The following is a 13,819-nucleotide window of genomic DNA, read 5'->3' as shown; positions in this document are numbered from 1 at the left end:
TCACTTCAGTGGTGCCGGTCCGGTCGAGTCCCGGACGATCAGTTCCCCGTGCAGGTCCCCGTGGGTCGTGCTCGCGGCGTCCGGGTCGTCCAGGAGGGCGAGCAGGAGCTCGACCGCGACCCGGCCGGCCTCCTGCTTCGGCAGCCGGACCGTGGTCAGTGCGGGCCGGGCCATCCGGGACATCGCGATGTCGTCGACGCCGACCACGCTGAGGTCGCCGGGCACCGAGATGCCGCGGCTGTGCAGCCGGGCGAGCAGGCCGATCGCGACCAGGTCGTTGTAGGCGATCACCGCGGTCGCGCCGGTCGCGGCGACCTGGTCCGCGGCCGCCATCCCGCCCTCGTACGTCGGCGCGAAGTTGCCGACCGGCGCCAGCTCGACCTGCAGCGCCTCGACCGCGTTCCGGAGGCCGACCGCTCTGTGCTGGGTGGACCAGGACGAGGCCGGGCCGCCGACCCAGGCGATCCGGCGGTGGCCGAGGGCAACGAGATGGGCGACGGCCTGCCGCATCCCGTCCTCGTTGTCGTAGCTGACCCCGGGCAGGCCCGCGGCCGCACGGTTGACCAGGACGACCGTTGTCTCCTGGGCGATCGCGGCCAGCTCCTCGTCACTGCCGCGGGGCGAGCACAGGACGACGCCGTCGACCTGCTTGGACAGCGCCCGGACCAGGCCCGACTCGGCGGTCGGGTCCTCGTCGGTGTCGGCGACGAACACGGCGACGTCGTGCCGGCGGGCGCGCGCCTGGACGCCCTTGGTGAGGCTGGCGAAGAACGGGTTGGCCAGATCCGGCACCACCAGGCCGATGGTCCCGGTGCGGCCGGTGATCAGGCCGCGGGCGGCCCGGTTCGGCTCGTACCCGAGCTGCTCGACGGCGGCGGCCACGCGGGCCCGGGTGGCCGCGTTCACCATCCCGGGCAGCGAGAGCGCACGGGACACCGTGGACGCCGACACACCGGCCAGCCGCGCCACATCCCGGATCGTCGCCGCCACCTTCGCCTCCTTCATTAGTCGGCCATGAGTCTGCAATCGGTTGCAGTTTGTGTCAAGAACCCGGGTATTGTGCGGACAAGGATCGACTGCAATCCTTTGCAGTACCTGTTTCAGACCCGCTCATCGGAGGACAGATGCCGAAGGCTTTGCAGCCCCATCCGGACCGCGCCCTGCCGGCCGGTCCGGCGCGTGACGTCGCGCGCCGGATCCACGACTCGACGAAGGACCTGCCGCTGCTCTGCCTGCACGGCCACGTCGACATCGGGCTGTTCGCCGCCGACGCCCCGTTCGGCGACCCGGCCGAACTGCTCGTCGTCCCGGACCACTACGTGACCCGGATGCTGGTCTCCCAGGGCGTCTCCCCCGGCAAACTCGGCCTGCCCCGCCGGGACGGCAAGCAGACCGCGGAGCCGCGGGAGATCTGGCGCGAGTTCTGCGCCAACTGGCACCTGTTCCTCGGTACGCCGAGCCGGTACTGGCTGGAGCACGAGTTCGCCGAGGTCCTCGGCCTGACCGTGCACCCGTCCGCGGAGACCGCCGACGAGCTGTACGACCAGATCATGGCGCGGCTCGCGGAGCCCGAGTTCCGCCCGCGCGCGCTGCTCGACCGGTTCAACATCGAGCTGATCTCCACCACCGACCCGGCCACCGACGACCTCGCCCAGCACGCGAGCCTGGACAAGGAGCTGCCCGGCCGGGTGGTCCCGACCTTCCGGCCGGACGCGGTCGCCCACGTCGACCGGGACGGCTGGCCGCAGCTGGTCGCCCGGCTCGGCGAGCTGGCCGACGTCGACACCACGTCGTACGACGGGTTCCTGCAGGCGCTCCGGCAGCGGCGGCAGGCGTTCATCGACGCTGGTGCCCGCGCGACTGATCACGGCCACCTGAGCGCCGCCGCCGTACCGCTCGACGACAAGGAGGCCGCCCGGATCTACGCGGCCGCGTTGAAGGGTGAGGCGTCGCCGGAGGACGCCGCGGTGTTCGCCGGGCACATGCTGTACCAGTTCGCGGTGATGTCGGCCGAGGACGGGCTGGTCATGCAACTGCACCCCGGCGTGCTGCGGGACCACGACCCGGCGGTCTTCGCGACGTACGGCCCGGACCAGGGGCACGACATCCCGGTGGCGACCGAGTTCACCCGGTCGCTGCGGCCGTTGCTGGAGCGGTTCGGGCACGCGGACGGGTTCCGGCTCGTGCTGTTCACCGTGGACGAGACGGTCTACAGCCGGGAGCTCGCGCCGCTGGCCGGCGTCTACCCGGCCCTCCGGCTCGGGGCACCGTGGTGGTTCCTGGACAGCCCGGACGGCATGCGAAGGTTCCGTGAGCTGGTGACCGAGACGGCCGGGTTCTACAACATGTCCGGGTTCGTCGACGACACCCGGGCGTACCTGTCGATCCCGGCGCGGCACGACCTGGCCCGCCGGATCGACGCCAGCTACCTGGCCAACCTCGTCGTACAGCACCGGCTGGACGAGGACGACGCGCTGCAGGTCGCGAAGGCGCTGGCGTACGACCTCGCGAAGGACACGTACCTCTCGAACAGGTAGTCTCTCGCAATCTTGCCGAAGGGATTGCGATGAGGCGTGGGGCCGTCGCGGCTGCTGGTGCCGCGGTGCTGTTGGTGTCGGGCTGCTCGAGCAAAGGAGCGGCCCCGGAGCCCACACCGGTCGTGACCGTCACGGTCCCCACCGCTCCCCCGGCCGCGGCCGCCGCCGTGCTCGGACCGACAGGCCCGAGTACGGCGAAGCCCTGCAGCGGTACGGCGCTCCCGGTCGGCACCGACCCGCAGCCGATCATCGACGCCGCACCGGCGAACACGACGTTCTGTTTCGCAACGGGCGTGCACCGGCTGACGCGGGCGATCCAGCCGCGGACAGGTGACACGCTCGGCGGACAGCCCGGCGCCGTACTGACTGGAGCTGTCCGGTTGACCGGCTGGAAGCACGCCGGCACGAGCTGGTCGGTGCAAGGCGTGCTGCCGCCGGCGTACAACCTCAAAGGCCAGTGCGAGGACAACAGGACGAACCCCTGCCAGCGAGGCGAGCAGGTGTTCGTCGACGGCAAGCACCTCACCCGGGTGATGAGCCTTCCCCAGGTGAAGCCCGGCACGTTCTACGGGGACTACGGCACCAACACCTTGTACGTCGGTGACGACCCGAACGGGCACGTCACCGAGATGTCGCGCACCCAGACCGCGATCGCGAACACGGCCGAGGACGTGACCGTCACCGGGCTGACGATCGAGCACTTCGCGAGCCGCCCGCAGGCCGGCGCGCTGCAGGCCGGGCCCGGCTGGAAGGTGCTGTCGAACGAGGTCCGCTGGAACCACGCCGTCGGCATCATGGTGAGCCAGGGCGACCGCGCCGAGGTCACCCGGAACACCGTCGCCGACAACGGTCAGCTCGGCATCGGGCAGTACAGGTCCGCGGACGTCCGGATCAGCGCGAACCTCGTCACCCGGAACAACACCGACGGGTTCTGGATCGCGGACTGGGAGTCCGGCGGGATCAAGTCCACCCGGTCCTCCGGCGAGGTCAGCGGCAACGACATCGTCGCGAACCGCGGCGTCGGGATGTGGAGCGACATCGCGGAGTACGACCGCCGGATCACCGGCAATCGGATCCGCGACAACGCGGCGGACGGGATCCGGTACGAGATCAGCTACGCCGGCGTGATCGACCAGAACGTCGTCGAGCACAACGGGTTCGGCACCGGCCGCGGCTCCGGCGGCACGCTCTGGGACGGCGGCGGGATCAACGTCAACACGTCGTCCGACGTACAGGTCCGCGGCAACCTGATCAAGGACAACCGCAACGCGCTGTCGATCCAGTCGCGGACCCGGGGCGACGGGCCGCGCGGCACGTACGTCCTGCGGAACGTGCTGGTCGAGGGCAACCTGATCGTGATGACCGGCCCGTCGTCGACGCTCGGCGTGGTGGAGAACAAGAAGTCGCCGACACAGCCCGGCGCCATCACCTTCCGCCGGAACAGCTACCAGGGTGCCGACCGGTTCTCGTACCACGGCAAGTCGCTGACCTGGTCGCAGTGGCAGCAGTCCGGCTTCGACAAGGACTCAGTGAGCAGCTGAGCGTCTTCGCTGCCGGAGGCGGTCGGCGTCGCAGATCGCGGCGGCCACCAGCAGGTGCACCGTCATCGAGGACAGGTCCGACAGGCCGCTCTCGTTCAGCGAGGCGGCCGTCACGTAGCCGAGCAGCAGCGCACCGCAGGCCTTGACGTACGGCGTCGGCGCGCGCAGCACGGACACCCACGCGACGATCAGCGCGAGCCCGACGATCGCGACCGCGAGCAGTCCGGTCTCCCAGTACAGGCCGAGCCAACTGTTGTCGATCGCCATCACGTCGACGTCGCCCTCGCCTCGGGTGAGCAGCACCCGTTTGTTGCCGAGGCCGTGGCCGATGATCATGGTCTGCGTCGACACCTTCTCGTCGACGACCGCGTGCCAGCTCGTCGTCCGGCCGCTCAGCGAGGTGATCTGCCGGCTGCTCTGGCCGCGCAGCAGCCAGTCGTGCAGTGACCCGATGGTGAGGAACGCGAGCCCGAGCAGCCCTGGTACGACGAGGCAGGCGAACCGGCCGAGCCACGTCTTCCGGGTGACGATCAACGCGATCACGAGCCCGAACGCGACGGCCGCCGCCGACGTACGCGTCCGGCTGGCCGCGATCAGGACGCCGCCCAGGCCGATCAGCGTCAGCGCGGGCAGCACGGCCAGCTTCCGGCAGATCAGCCCGATCAGGGCCAGCCCGAGCAGGATCGCGCCTACCTCGCCGACCCGTGGCGGCAGCATCGGGATGATCACACCCTGCAGCCGCGACCCGGTGCCGAGCGAGCTCAGCGGCCGCCAGGCCTGCGACGGCGAGTACGCCAGACTCAGTACGACGGTCGCCGCGAGCAACAGGTGCGCCCACAGATGCGCCCGGACCAGGCGCTCCGGGACCTGCACGAGCGGCCGCCAGAGCAGGAAGACGAACACCAGCCCGATCAGGAACCGGGCCAGCCGGGTCAGCGGCCCCATCGGCTCGGCCAGCAGGAACGCCGTCGCGCAGGCGAACAGCACGTACATCACGTAGATCCAGCTGGCCGGGTTCACCCGGGTCCGGAACCCGGGCTTCGTCGCCGCCAGCGCGACCAGGAACACCGCACCGAGCAGCAGCCCCTTGGCCATGCTGTTCGTGGATCCCGTCGTACCCTGCGGGGACGCGACCCGGGCCGACCATGGCTGCACGCCGAGGACGAACAGGCACCACAGCAGCAGCCAGAACCAGCCCGGTCGCTCGCTCTCGTGCTCGACCGTGCCCGGGACCGGAGCCGCCAGCGTTGCCTGCATCAGTCCAGCGGCTTGTAGTTCAGCGGGATGCCCAGCGTCTCGTCCTGCGTCGCCGTGCCGATCAGTACGACGCCCAGCACCGGGGCGCCGGCGAACTGCAGCGCGCCGGTCAGCCGGGCGACGTCCATCTCCTTGTCGAGACCGACCTGGACCACCAGCACCGACGCGTCGACGGCGGCGGCCAGCGGCGAGATCCCGTGCCGGCCGACGGAGGCCGGGCCGTGGATGACCACGGAGTACCCAGGCGGCAGGTCCGCGACGATGCCGGGCACCAGCGACGGGCCGACCGCCTCCGCGGTCTCCTCGTGGTTGAGGCCGGGCGGCAGCACGTACAGGTCCGCGACGGTGCCGGGCCGGAACAGCTTGCGGGCGCGGATCGCCCGGGTGGCGGCGGGCTCGTTGACCAGGTCCGTCAGCCCTTCGTGGCCGGTGAGGTGCGGGAGGACCGGCGTACCTTCGATGTCGGCGAGGACCAACAGGGTCTCGCGGCCGTCGCGGGCGTTCGCCTCGGCCATCGCCAGCGCGATACCGGCGGAGTTCGGCGTCGGGGACGCGGACACGACCAGCAGTGCGCCGGGGCTGCCGCCGGCGATCGCGCGCGGGTTCAGCTCGCGGCGCGCCAGCGCACCGCTCGCCTCGGCACCGAGCGCGGTGATCTCGTACTGCGGGAGCTCCGGGGCGGACCGCCGCCAGAACCGGCGGCGATGCCCCTCGGAGGCCGCCATCACCGGGGCGCTCGCGGCCCGCGCCGCCTGGTCACGGGTGAGGATGTACGGCGTCAGGTGCGAACGGAGCAGAGCGAGACCGAAGCCGAGCACCAGGCCGAGAATGCCGCCGACGAGGATGTCGCGGGCAACCATCGGCGACGAGGTGGCCGTGTCGGTTGTGGCCGGCGCCACCAGTTGGCTCGCGGCGCCGACGGCCGAGAGCGCCTTCAGCATCGCGGCCGCGTCGTCGGCGGCCTGCCGGGCCTCGGTCGCGAGGCCGACCCGCTGGTCACGCAGTGCTGCCGCGGTCTGGTTGTCGCCACGACCGACGGCCTCGTTGATCTGGCTGACCAGGCTGCGGGACTGCGCGGTCGCGGTCTTCGACCGGGCCTGCGCCTGCTCGGCCAGGTTCGTGAGCAGGCTCTTGGCCTCGTTGTTGCGCTGCGTCAGATAGGTCGCCGCGATCGCGTTCGCCCGGTCCACCGCCTTCTGCGCGGTCGGACCGTCGGTGCTGATCAGGTAGGCGTTGTCGGTGACCGCCTTGACCTTGGTCGCCGCGGCCAGGTTCTGGAGGGTCTTGTCGTCGCTCGGCATCCCGAGGCTCTTGACCACGGCTTTCAGCAGCGTCGGGCTGGCCATCACCCGGGCCTGCGTCTCGGCCGGCAGGTCCATGCCGAGCGGGCCGGTCTTGTCCGCGCCGGTGGACAGCTTGCCGACCAGCGCCGGCGGCACCGCCGGGCCGATCACCAGCTGACTGGAAGCGGTCCAGCGGGTGGTCTGCGAGAGCGCGAACACCGAGGCGCCGAACAGGCCGAGCAGCACGCAGCCCATGATCAGCCACTTCTGCCGCAGCAGTGACTGGGCGGTCTCCCGCCAGACCACAGTGCCCGGTTCCATGCAGTACCTCGCTCGAGTCGATCACGGCCAGCGCCCCAGGATATCCACAGCGTCTTCCGTCCAGGGCAGACGATCTCGCTCCGGTGCTCTACTCTCTGTCCGGGGGAGCTTCTGAGAAAGCTTGTGTACGGCGTCGTGAGGCGGCGCCGAATTGTCCTAGGGGGGACATGACGAAACGACGGCTGTTCACACGTCTGCGCATTCAACTCGGCATCGCTGGGACCTTGCTGGCCGTCGCCGGCACGCTGCTGCTCGCGCCGCCGGCGCAGAGCGTGGAGGCGTCGCTGTCCGCGGTCGACAGCTCGAGCTGGCAGACCAACGCCAGCGTCCAGGGTCTCGCGGTGACCGGCGGCAAGGCGTACGCGGGAGGACGGTTCACGAGCGTCCGGCCGCCGGGCGCCGCGGCCGGCACCGGCGAGGTCGCCCAGGCGTACCTGGCGGCGTTCGACGCCGGCACCGGTGACCTGGTCAGCTCGTTCAACCCGGTGCTGAACGGTCAGGTCTACGCGGTCGCCGCCTCGGCGGACGGGTCGCGGATCTTCGTCGGCGGCGACTTCACCACGGTCAACGGCCAGACCCGGAACCGGATCGCCGCCTTCGACACCGCGACCGGTGCCCTGGTCACGAACTGGAAGCCCTCGGTCTCGTACCGGGTGAAGACCATCGCGGTCTCCGGGACGACGGTGTACTTCGGCGGCTCGTTCGGCCTGGTGAACGGCCAGACCCGGAACCGGCTCGCCGCGGTCACCACCGACACCGGCACGCTGTTGCCGTGGGCGCCGGACGTGAACGGTGACGTGTACGCCGTCGACGCCGCCGATGACGCTTCCAAGGTGTACGCGGGCGGCCAGTTCAGTACGGTCAACGGCACCAGCCAGAACACGGTGACCAGCCTCGACCCGGTGACCGGCGCCGTACTGCCGTTCCCCGGTGCCTCCGCCGTACCGCCGCCGAACGGGTCCTGCACAACCCGGGTGAAGACCATCGACGCCAGCGGCGACACGGTGTACTTCGGCAACGGGGGTGACGGCGGCGGGTGCTTCGACGGCACCTGGGCGGTCGACATCGCGACCAACACGCTGAAGTGGAAGAACCAGTGCCTCGGCGCGACCGAAGCCGTCAAGGTCGTGAACGGCTGGCTCTACAAGGGCTCCCACGCACACGACTGCGCCAACCAGGGCGCCGGTGGATTCCCACAGGGCTTCGGCTACCACTTCCTGCTCTCCGAGAAGCTCAGCGACGGTGGCCTCGGCCCCTGGTACCCGAACACCGACGCGGATCCGAACAGCGTGACCAACGTCGGCCCGCTGGCGTTCGCGACCGGTGGAGACGACCTGTGGGTCGGCGGCGACTTCCTGCACGTGAACGGCGTCGCCCAGCAGGGCCTCACCCACTTCACCAACGCACTTCCCGGTGCGGCTCCGGCCAAGCCGGCCAAGTTGACGCCGTACAGCGTCCGTCCGGGTGCTGTGCAGATCAACTTCCCGACCGTGGTCGACAACGACGACAGCACGCTGACCTACCGGCTGCTCCGCGGCTTCAGCAACACCACGATCGCGACCTGGACGGTCAAGTCGACGCCGTGGGACCGCCCGTGGGTGCACTACACCGACACCGACGTGACCCCCGGTGAGTCGACCAACTACCGCGTCGAGGTCACCGACGGCAGTACGACGATCCGCGGCAACTACTCGGACCCGGTCACGGTCGCCACGACCGCGTCCACGGCGTACGACCAGATCGTGAACGCCGACGGGCCGCAGGCGTACTGGCGGCTCGGCGAGCCGGCCGGTACGACGACCTCGGTGGACTCCTCCGGGCAGAGCAACAACGGCACCTTCACCGGGGTCACGCTGGGCAGCGCCGGGGCGGTCGCGGGCAACACCGCGATGACGCTCAGCACCAGCACCGGGCGGATGGTCGGCGAGAAGGCGTACAGCATGCCGCAGCAGTTCACGGTCGAGGCCTGGGTCAAGCAGAGCGGGCTGAACCGCGGCGGCCGGATCCTCGGCTTCGGCAACGGGAAGACCCAGAGCAGCGCGATCAACGACCGGATGCTGTACATGCGGACCAACGGCTCGATCGTGTTCGGCGTGAGCGACGGCTCCCAGCGGACGCTGACCAGCGTGTCCGGCAAGAACGACGGCACCTGGCACCACGTCGTCGGGACGTACGACAACGGCGCGATGAAGCTGTACGTCGACGGCGTGCTGAGCGGCAGCGCCCAGGTGGGGCAGGCGTCGCTGTACTACGGGTGGTGGCGGGTCGGGTACGACAACAACAACTCGTGGCCCGGCGGCGGCGCGACGCAGACCGGCATGGGCATCGACGAGGCCGCGGTGTATCCGTACGCGTTGACGGGCGCGCAGATCCAGTCCCACTACCTGGCCAGGTGAAAAGGCTTCTCCAGCACAAAGTCATAACGCGAGCAGGAGGCCCGCTTCCGGTGGGCCTCCTGCGGCGCTAGTGTCCGACGCTGGTGCGTGATGAGGCACGCGCTGTAGGACCCCGCCTGTGTGAGGACACAAATGAAGAAGTTAGTGCTGGCCCTTGTCACCGGTGCGGCCGTTCTGGCCGCGGCGCTGATTCCGTCAGGACCGCCTGTGCAAGCGGCGACCCCGGGCTTCGCGTCCGCGGTGTCGGCGATCAAGCAGACCTCGTGGCAGACCAACAACAGCGTGAACGCGCTGGCGATCGCCGGGGACACCGTGTTCGCCGGCGGCCTCTTCACCAGGCTGCGGCAGCCCGGGATGGCCTCCGGTCAGGCGCCGGAGACGAAGCGCTCGTACGTCGCCGCGTTCAACCGCAAGACCGGTGCGCCGACGGCCTTCGCGCCGACCCTCAACGGCCCCGTGTACGCGATCGCCACCAGCCCGGACGGCAAGTGGGTGGTGATCGGCGGCGACTTCACGATGGTGAACGGCATCCGGCGCAGCAAGATCGCGATGTTCTCGGTCGCCACCGGCAAGCTGGTCGCCGCCTGGGACCCGGTGGTCGCGGCCCGGGTGAAGGCGCTGGCGATCTACGGCAACAGCGTGTTCATCGGCGGCGCGTTCGGCAAGATCGACGGCGTGGTCCGCAACCGGCTCGGCGCGGTCCGGCTGATCCAGGGCGACCTGCTGCCGTGGAACCCGAACGCCAACGCCGACGTGTACGCGGTCGACGTGTCCGACAACGGCACCCGGGTCTTCGTGGGCGGCCCGTTCAGCACGATCGGCGGCAAGGACCACTACTCGCTGGCGATGCTGAACAACACCACCGGCGCGGCCTTCAGCTTCCCCGCCGCGGCCGCGATCCCGAAGCCGACGGCGACCTGTACGACCCGGGTGAAGGACATCGACACCCTCGGTGACAACGTGTACGTGTCCAACGGGGGCGACGGGTCCGGCTGCTACGACGGCGTACTGGCCGCGTCGGTGTCGACCGGCAAACTGCTCTGGCAGAACAAGTGCCTCGGCGCGACCGAAGCCATCAAGGCGATCGGGAGCTGGCTGTACAAGGGGTCGCACGCGCACAACTGCAGCTCGTCGCCGAACGGCTTCCCGGACGGTACCGGCACGCACTACCTGCTGGTCGAGAGCACGATCAACGGCAACCTCGGGCCGTGGTTCCCGAACACCGACGCGAACCTGAAGAGCACCACGAAGGTCGGCCCGCTGGCGATGGCCGGCACCGACACCGACCTGTGGGTCGGCGGCGACTTCCTGCACGTGAACGGCAAGCTGCAGGTCGGCATCACCCACTTCACGAACGCGCCCGGCGGCGCGGCTCCCGCCGTACCGAAGGCTCCGAGGCTGACCGCGACGACGGCCGGCCGCGTGTACGTGAGCTACTCGGACTCGTACGACGTGGACAACCTGTCGCTGACGTACAACGTGTTCCGCGGGTCGCTGAACATCGGCTCGAACAAGTACACGACGTACTTCTGGCAGCCGCGCAAGACCTACCAGGTGGTGGACCGCGGCCTGAAGCGCGGCTCGACGTACTCGTACCACGTCGAGGTCCACGACGGCCGGAACATCATGAAGGGCGCCTCCGCCTCGGTGAAGATCCCGTAACTGCCTCTTCCCGATCGGCACCCCCAGTCGTAGCTTGATGACTGGGGGTGTTGATCATGGGGACAAGACTCTTCGTTGCGTTGGGCATCGGTGGACTGGTCCTGGCGGTGCTGCCGCCGGAGCCCGCACACAGCACCGGGGCGAGGCTGACGGCCGTCGCCGCCACCAGCTGGCAGACCGATGCCAGCGTGCTCGGCCTGGCCGTTGCCAGGGGCAAGGTGTACGTCGGCGGCCGGTTCAGCACCGTCCGCCCGCCGGGAGCGGCGCCCGGGACACGCGAGGTGACCCGGACCTATCTGGCCGCGTTCGACGAGCGCACCGGTGCGCTCGACGCCGCGATGAACCACGACCTGAACGGATTCGTCTGGGCGGTGGTCGCGTCGCCCGACGGTTCGAGGGTCTATGTCGGTGGCGACTTCACCCGCGTCGACGGTCTGGTCCGGAATCGGCTCGCCGCCTTCGACACCGCGACCGGCAGGCTCGTCGCGGGTATCGCGCCGCGGGTGTCGTACCGGGTGAAGGCACTCGCGATCGGCCGGACCAGCCTGTACTTCGGTGGCTCGTTCGGGCTCGTGAACGGCGTGACCCGGAACCGCGCGGCCGCGATCAGCACCGTCACCGGTGCTCTGCTGCCGTGGAACCCCGACGCGGACGACGACGTCTACGCGATCGACGTTGCCCACGACAACTCCAGGGTCTACCTGGGCGGGACGTTCGCCACGCTCCGCGGGAGGAGTCACTGGGCCGTTGCCAGCGTCGACACCTCCACCGGCGCGGCTCTGCCCTTCCCCGCGGCGTCCGCCGTACCGCTGCCGACCAGTACCTGCACGTCGCGGGTGAAGGACATCCAGGCGTCCGGGCGCCGGGTCTTCTTCGCCGACGCCGGTGACGGCCGCGGCTGCTTCGACGGGACCTGGGCCGCGGACGTTGCCAGCGGCAAACTCCTGTGGAAGAGCAATTGCCTGGGCGCGACCGAGGCGCTGGCGGTGGTGGACGGGTGGCTCTTCAAGGGGTCGCACGCGCACAGCTGTCCCCGGACCTTCGCCGACGGCAGCGGTACGCACTTCCTGCTGCTGCAGAACCCGGCGACCGGTGCGCTGGGCCCGTGGTTCCCGAACACGAACGGCGGGCCGCCGACATTGGTCGGTCCCCTGGTGGCGACCAGCGGCGGGAGCGATCTGTGGGTGGGCGGCGACTTCACCGAGGTCAACGGCGCCGGGCAGCAAGGTCTGACCCGGTTCACCAACTTCGGACCCGACGCCCCGCCGCTCAGGCCCGCGGTCCCGACCTTGTCCCGCCCGGCGATAGGACAGGTGCGGGCCACTGTGCGGGCCTCGCTCGACAACGACGACGTACGCCTCACCTATCGTCTGCTCCGCGGTACGTCGAACACGGTTGTCGCCTCCACTCGGGTCAGCTCCGCGTTCTGGTACCGCCCGAACGTCACGCTCACCGACACCACGGCGCCGACGAGGACCACTCAGGCGTATCGCATCGAGGTCTCCGACGGGCATCACGACGTACGAGGCGGCTACGCCACCGTCACTGTGCGCTGACCCGGCGATGGGCGGCGATGGCCCGGTGTGCCTCGTTCCACCACAGCAGCAAGGTGGCGAACGAGGCACCGGCCAGCCCCCACGCCGCACCCTTCGGGCCGCACAGGTAGGCACCGGAAATGCCGCAGACGATCAGGATCACCGACGAGATCAGCCGCACGCGCAGGCCGCGGGTCGCAGCGGTCAGGGCGCGGAGGATCGCGAAGGCGCCGGCGTTCGAGGCGCCGAGGGCCTGCAGCAGGATCACCGGGATCAGCACCGTGTGCGCCTGGTTCCAGACACCCGGGCCGAGGAGTTCCCGGCCGACCACGGCCGGCAGCAGCAGGAAGACGGCACCCCAGGCGAGCGCCCCGGCGCCGACGCCGAACGAGATCGCCAGGCCGACCAGCCACAACCTGCGGTACGAGTGCCGGAGCGCGCGCGCCGCCTCCGGGACCGAGATCATCCGGATCCCCTGGTTCAGCACGTTGACCGGGCCGAGCAGGACCTGCGCGCCGCGGATGCCCGCGGTGGCGACCAGGCCGGCCGCGGCGGTGATGCCCAGCATGTAGACCTGGATGGTGCCGGAGACCGCCAGCATCTCCCCGACGTACTTCGGGCTGAGGTCCCAGTTGCGCCGGACCCATTCGCGGATCAGCTGGCGGCGGGGGGCGACGCCTGCCTGGAAGCGGCCGGCAATCGCGGCGATGACCGCGCCGAGTCCCCAGCCGAAGGTGAGCGTGAAGGCCGAGGTGGTCCCGGTCAGGTAGAGGCCGCCGAAGATCGCGAGCATGGCGAGCAGCCAGATCAGGTCGTTCACGAAGGCTTTCTGGCCTTCGCCGACGACGAAGAACGCCCAGCGCCAGGCGTCCTGCAGGAGCAGCCCGGGCATGGTGAGGGCGAACGCGAGCAGGACACCCTTCGACGGAACGCCTGGGACCGCGGCGATGGCGAGGCCGACGAGCAGCGCCAGCAGACCACAGAGTACGGCGGTGGCGGTGCTGGCTCGGACGGCTCGTTGCCAGGCCGGGGTGCGGGTGCCGGAGTGGCGGACCGCCAGGGGCTCGGTCGAGACGGCCCGGGAGACGTTGAGGGCGATCGTGTAGCCGCCGAACGCCAGCGCGTACACGCCGAAGTCGGCGACCGTGCTGGAGCGGGCGACGACGACGCCGACGGCGAGATTGCTGAGGCTCGACAGCGCCTGGTCGGCCAAACCCCAGGTGGCGCGACCGGCCGGACCGGCCAGCCGACGCAACTTCGGCCGCCGGAACTTCACCGCCCCAACCT

The 13,819-nt window shown here is 70.4% G+C and carries 9 protein-coding genes; 5 read left to right on the top strand and 4 right to left on the bottom strand.

Going from position 1 to position 13,819, the window contains the following annotated elements:
* Window positions 1-990: a LacI family DNA-binding transcriptional regulator gene (locus tag AB0M51_RS03675; RefSeq protein WP_363747967.1), complete on the bottom strand. Its 990-nt coding sequence runs from the start codon at window positions 988-990 to the stop codon at window positions 1-3.
* 134 nt (window positions 991-1,124) lie between these two features.
* Here AB0M51_RS03675 and uxaC point away from each other — a divergent pair, with 134 nt between their 5' ends.
* A complete protein-coding gene (gene uxaC, locus AB0M51_RS03670) occupies window positions 1,125-2,537 on the top strand; it encodes a glucuronate isomerase (RefSeq protein WP_363747965.1) in 1,413 nt (470 codons plus the stop codon).
* Between the two features lie 29 nt (window positions 2,538-2,566).
* Window positions 2,567-4,078, top strand: coding sequence for a right-handed parallel beta-helix repeat-containing protein (locus AB0M51_RS03665; protein WP_344201516.1), 1,512 nt, complete (start codon window positions 2,567-2,569; stop codon window positions 4,076-4,078).
* Here AB0M51_RS03665 and AB0M51_RS03660 read toward each other — a convergent pair.
* Window positions 4,064-5,335, bottom strand: a complete 1,272-nt coding sequence (locus AB0M51_RS03660) for a hypothetical protein (RefSeq protein ID WP_344201518.1) — start codon at window positions 5,333-5,335, stop codon at window positions 4,064-4,066. The genes AB0M51_RS03665 and AB0M51_RS03660 overlap by 15 nt on opposite strands.
* Window positions 5,335-6,939 carry a Wzz/FepE/Etk N-terminal domain-containing protein gene (locus AB0M51_RS03655; RefSeq protein WP_363747962.1) on the bottom strand — a complete coding sequence of 535 codons (1,605 nt, stop codon included), beginning with the start codon at window positions 6,937-6,939 and terminating at the stop codon, window positions 5,335-5,337. Before AB0M51_RS03655 ends, AB0M51_RS03660 begins: the two co-directional genes overlap by 1 nt.
* A gap of 167 nt (window positions 6,940-7,106) precedes the next feature.
* Here AB0M51_RS03655 and AB0M51_RS03650 point away from each other — a divergent pair, with 167 nt between their 5' ends.
* The 3 genes from AB0M51_RS03650 to AB0M51_RS03640 all read left to right on the top strand — a co-directional run bounded on the left by AB0M51_RS03650 (window position 7,107) and on the right by AB0M51_RS03640 (window position 12,553).
* Window positions 7,107-9,335: a LamG-like jellyroll fold domain-containing protein gene (locus AB0M51_RS03650; protein ID WP_344201523.1), complete on the top strand. Its 2,229-nt coding sequence runs from the start codon at window positions 7,107-7,109 to the stop codon at window positions 9,333-9,335.
* Between the two features lie 132 nt (window positions 9,336-9,467).
* Window positions 9,468-10,997: a fibronectin type III domain-containing protein gene (locus AB0M51_RS03645; protein WP_344201526.1), complete on the top strand. Its 1,530-nt coding sequence runs from the start codon at window positions 9,468-9,470 to the stop codon at window positions 10,995-10,997.
* Between the two features lie 56 nt (window positions 10,998-11,053).
* The gene (locus tag AB0M51_RS03640) at window positions 11,054-12,553 is read left to right on the top strand and encodes a fibronectin type III domain-containing protein (RefSeq protein WP_344201529.1); all 1,500 of its coding nucleotides are present in this window, start codon (window positions 11,054-11,056) and stop codon (window positions 12,551-12,553) included.
* Here AB0M51_RS03640 and AB0M51_RS03635 read toward each other — a convergent pair.
* The gene (locus tag AB0M51_RS03635) at window positions 12,540-13,808 is read right to left on the bottom strand and encodes a hypothetical protein (RefSeq protein ID WP_344201532.1); all 1,269 of its coding nucleotides are present in this window, start codon (window positions 13,806-13,808) and stop codon (window positions 12,540-12,542) included. The genes AB0M51_RS03640 and AB0M51_RS03635 overlap by 14 nt on opposite strands.
* Window positions 13,809-13,819: the final 11 nt, after the last annotated feature.

This window comes from Kribbella sp. NPDC051137 (genome assembly GCF_040682535.1).
In the GTDB taxonomy this organism is placed as follows: Bacteria; Actinomycetota; Actinomycetes; order Propionibacteriales; family Kribbellaceae; genus Kribbella; species Kribbella karoonensis.
The sequence above is the reverse complement of the archived record's forward strand: the minus strand, read 5'-3'. Positions and strand labels throughout refer to the sequence as shown.

What these genes read in the sequence shown, in the direction of transcription:
- AB0M51_RS03645 (WP_344201526.1), top strand. Translation starts at nt 9,468, where the DNA reads ATGAAGAAGTTAGTGCTGGCCCTTGTCACCGGTGCGGCCGTTCTGGCC.
- uxaC (WP_363747965.1), top strand. Translation starts at nt 1,125, where the DNA reads ATGCCGAAGGCTTTGCAGCCCCATCCGGACCGCGCCCTGCCGGCCGGT.
- AB0M51_RS03665 (WP_344201516.1), top strand. Translation starts at nt 2,567, where the DNA reads ATGAGGCGTGGGGCCGTCGCGGCTGCTGGTGCCGCGGTGCTGTTGGTG.
- AB0M51_RS03640 (WP_344201529.1), top strand. Translation starts at nt 11,054, where the DNA reads ATGGGGACAAGACTCTTCGTTGCGTTGGGCATCGGTGGACTGGTCCTG.
- AB0M51_RS03660 (WP_344201518.1), bottom strand. Translation starts at nt 5,335, where the DNA reads ATGCAGGCAACGCTGGCGGCTCCGGTCCCGGGCACGGTCGAGCACGAG.
- AB0M51_RS03655 (WP_363747962.1), bottom strand. Translation starts at nt 6,939, where the DNA reads ATGGAACCGGGCACTGTGGTCTGGCGGGAGACCGCCCAGTCACTGCTG.
- AB0M51_RS03650 (WP_344201523.1), top strand. Translation starts at nt 7,107, where the DNA reads ATGACGAAACGACGGCTGTTCACACGTCTGCGCATTCAACTCGGCATC.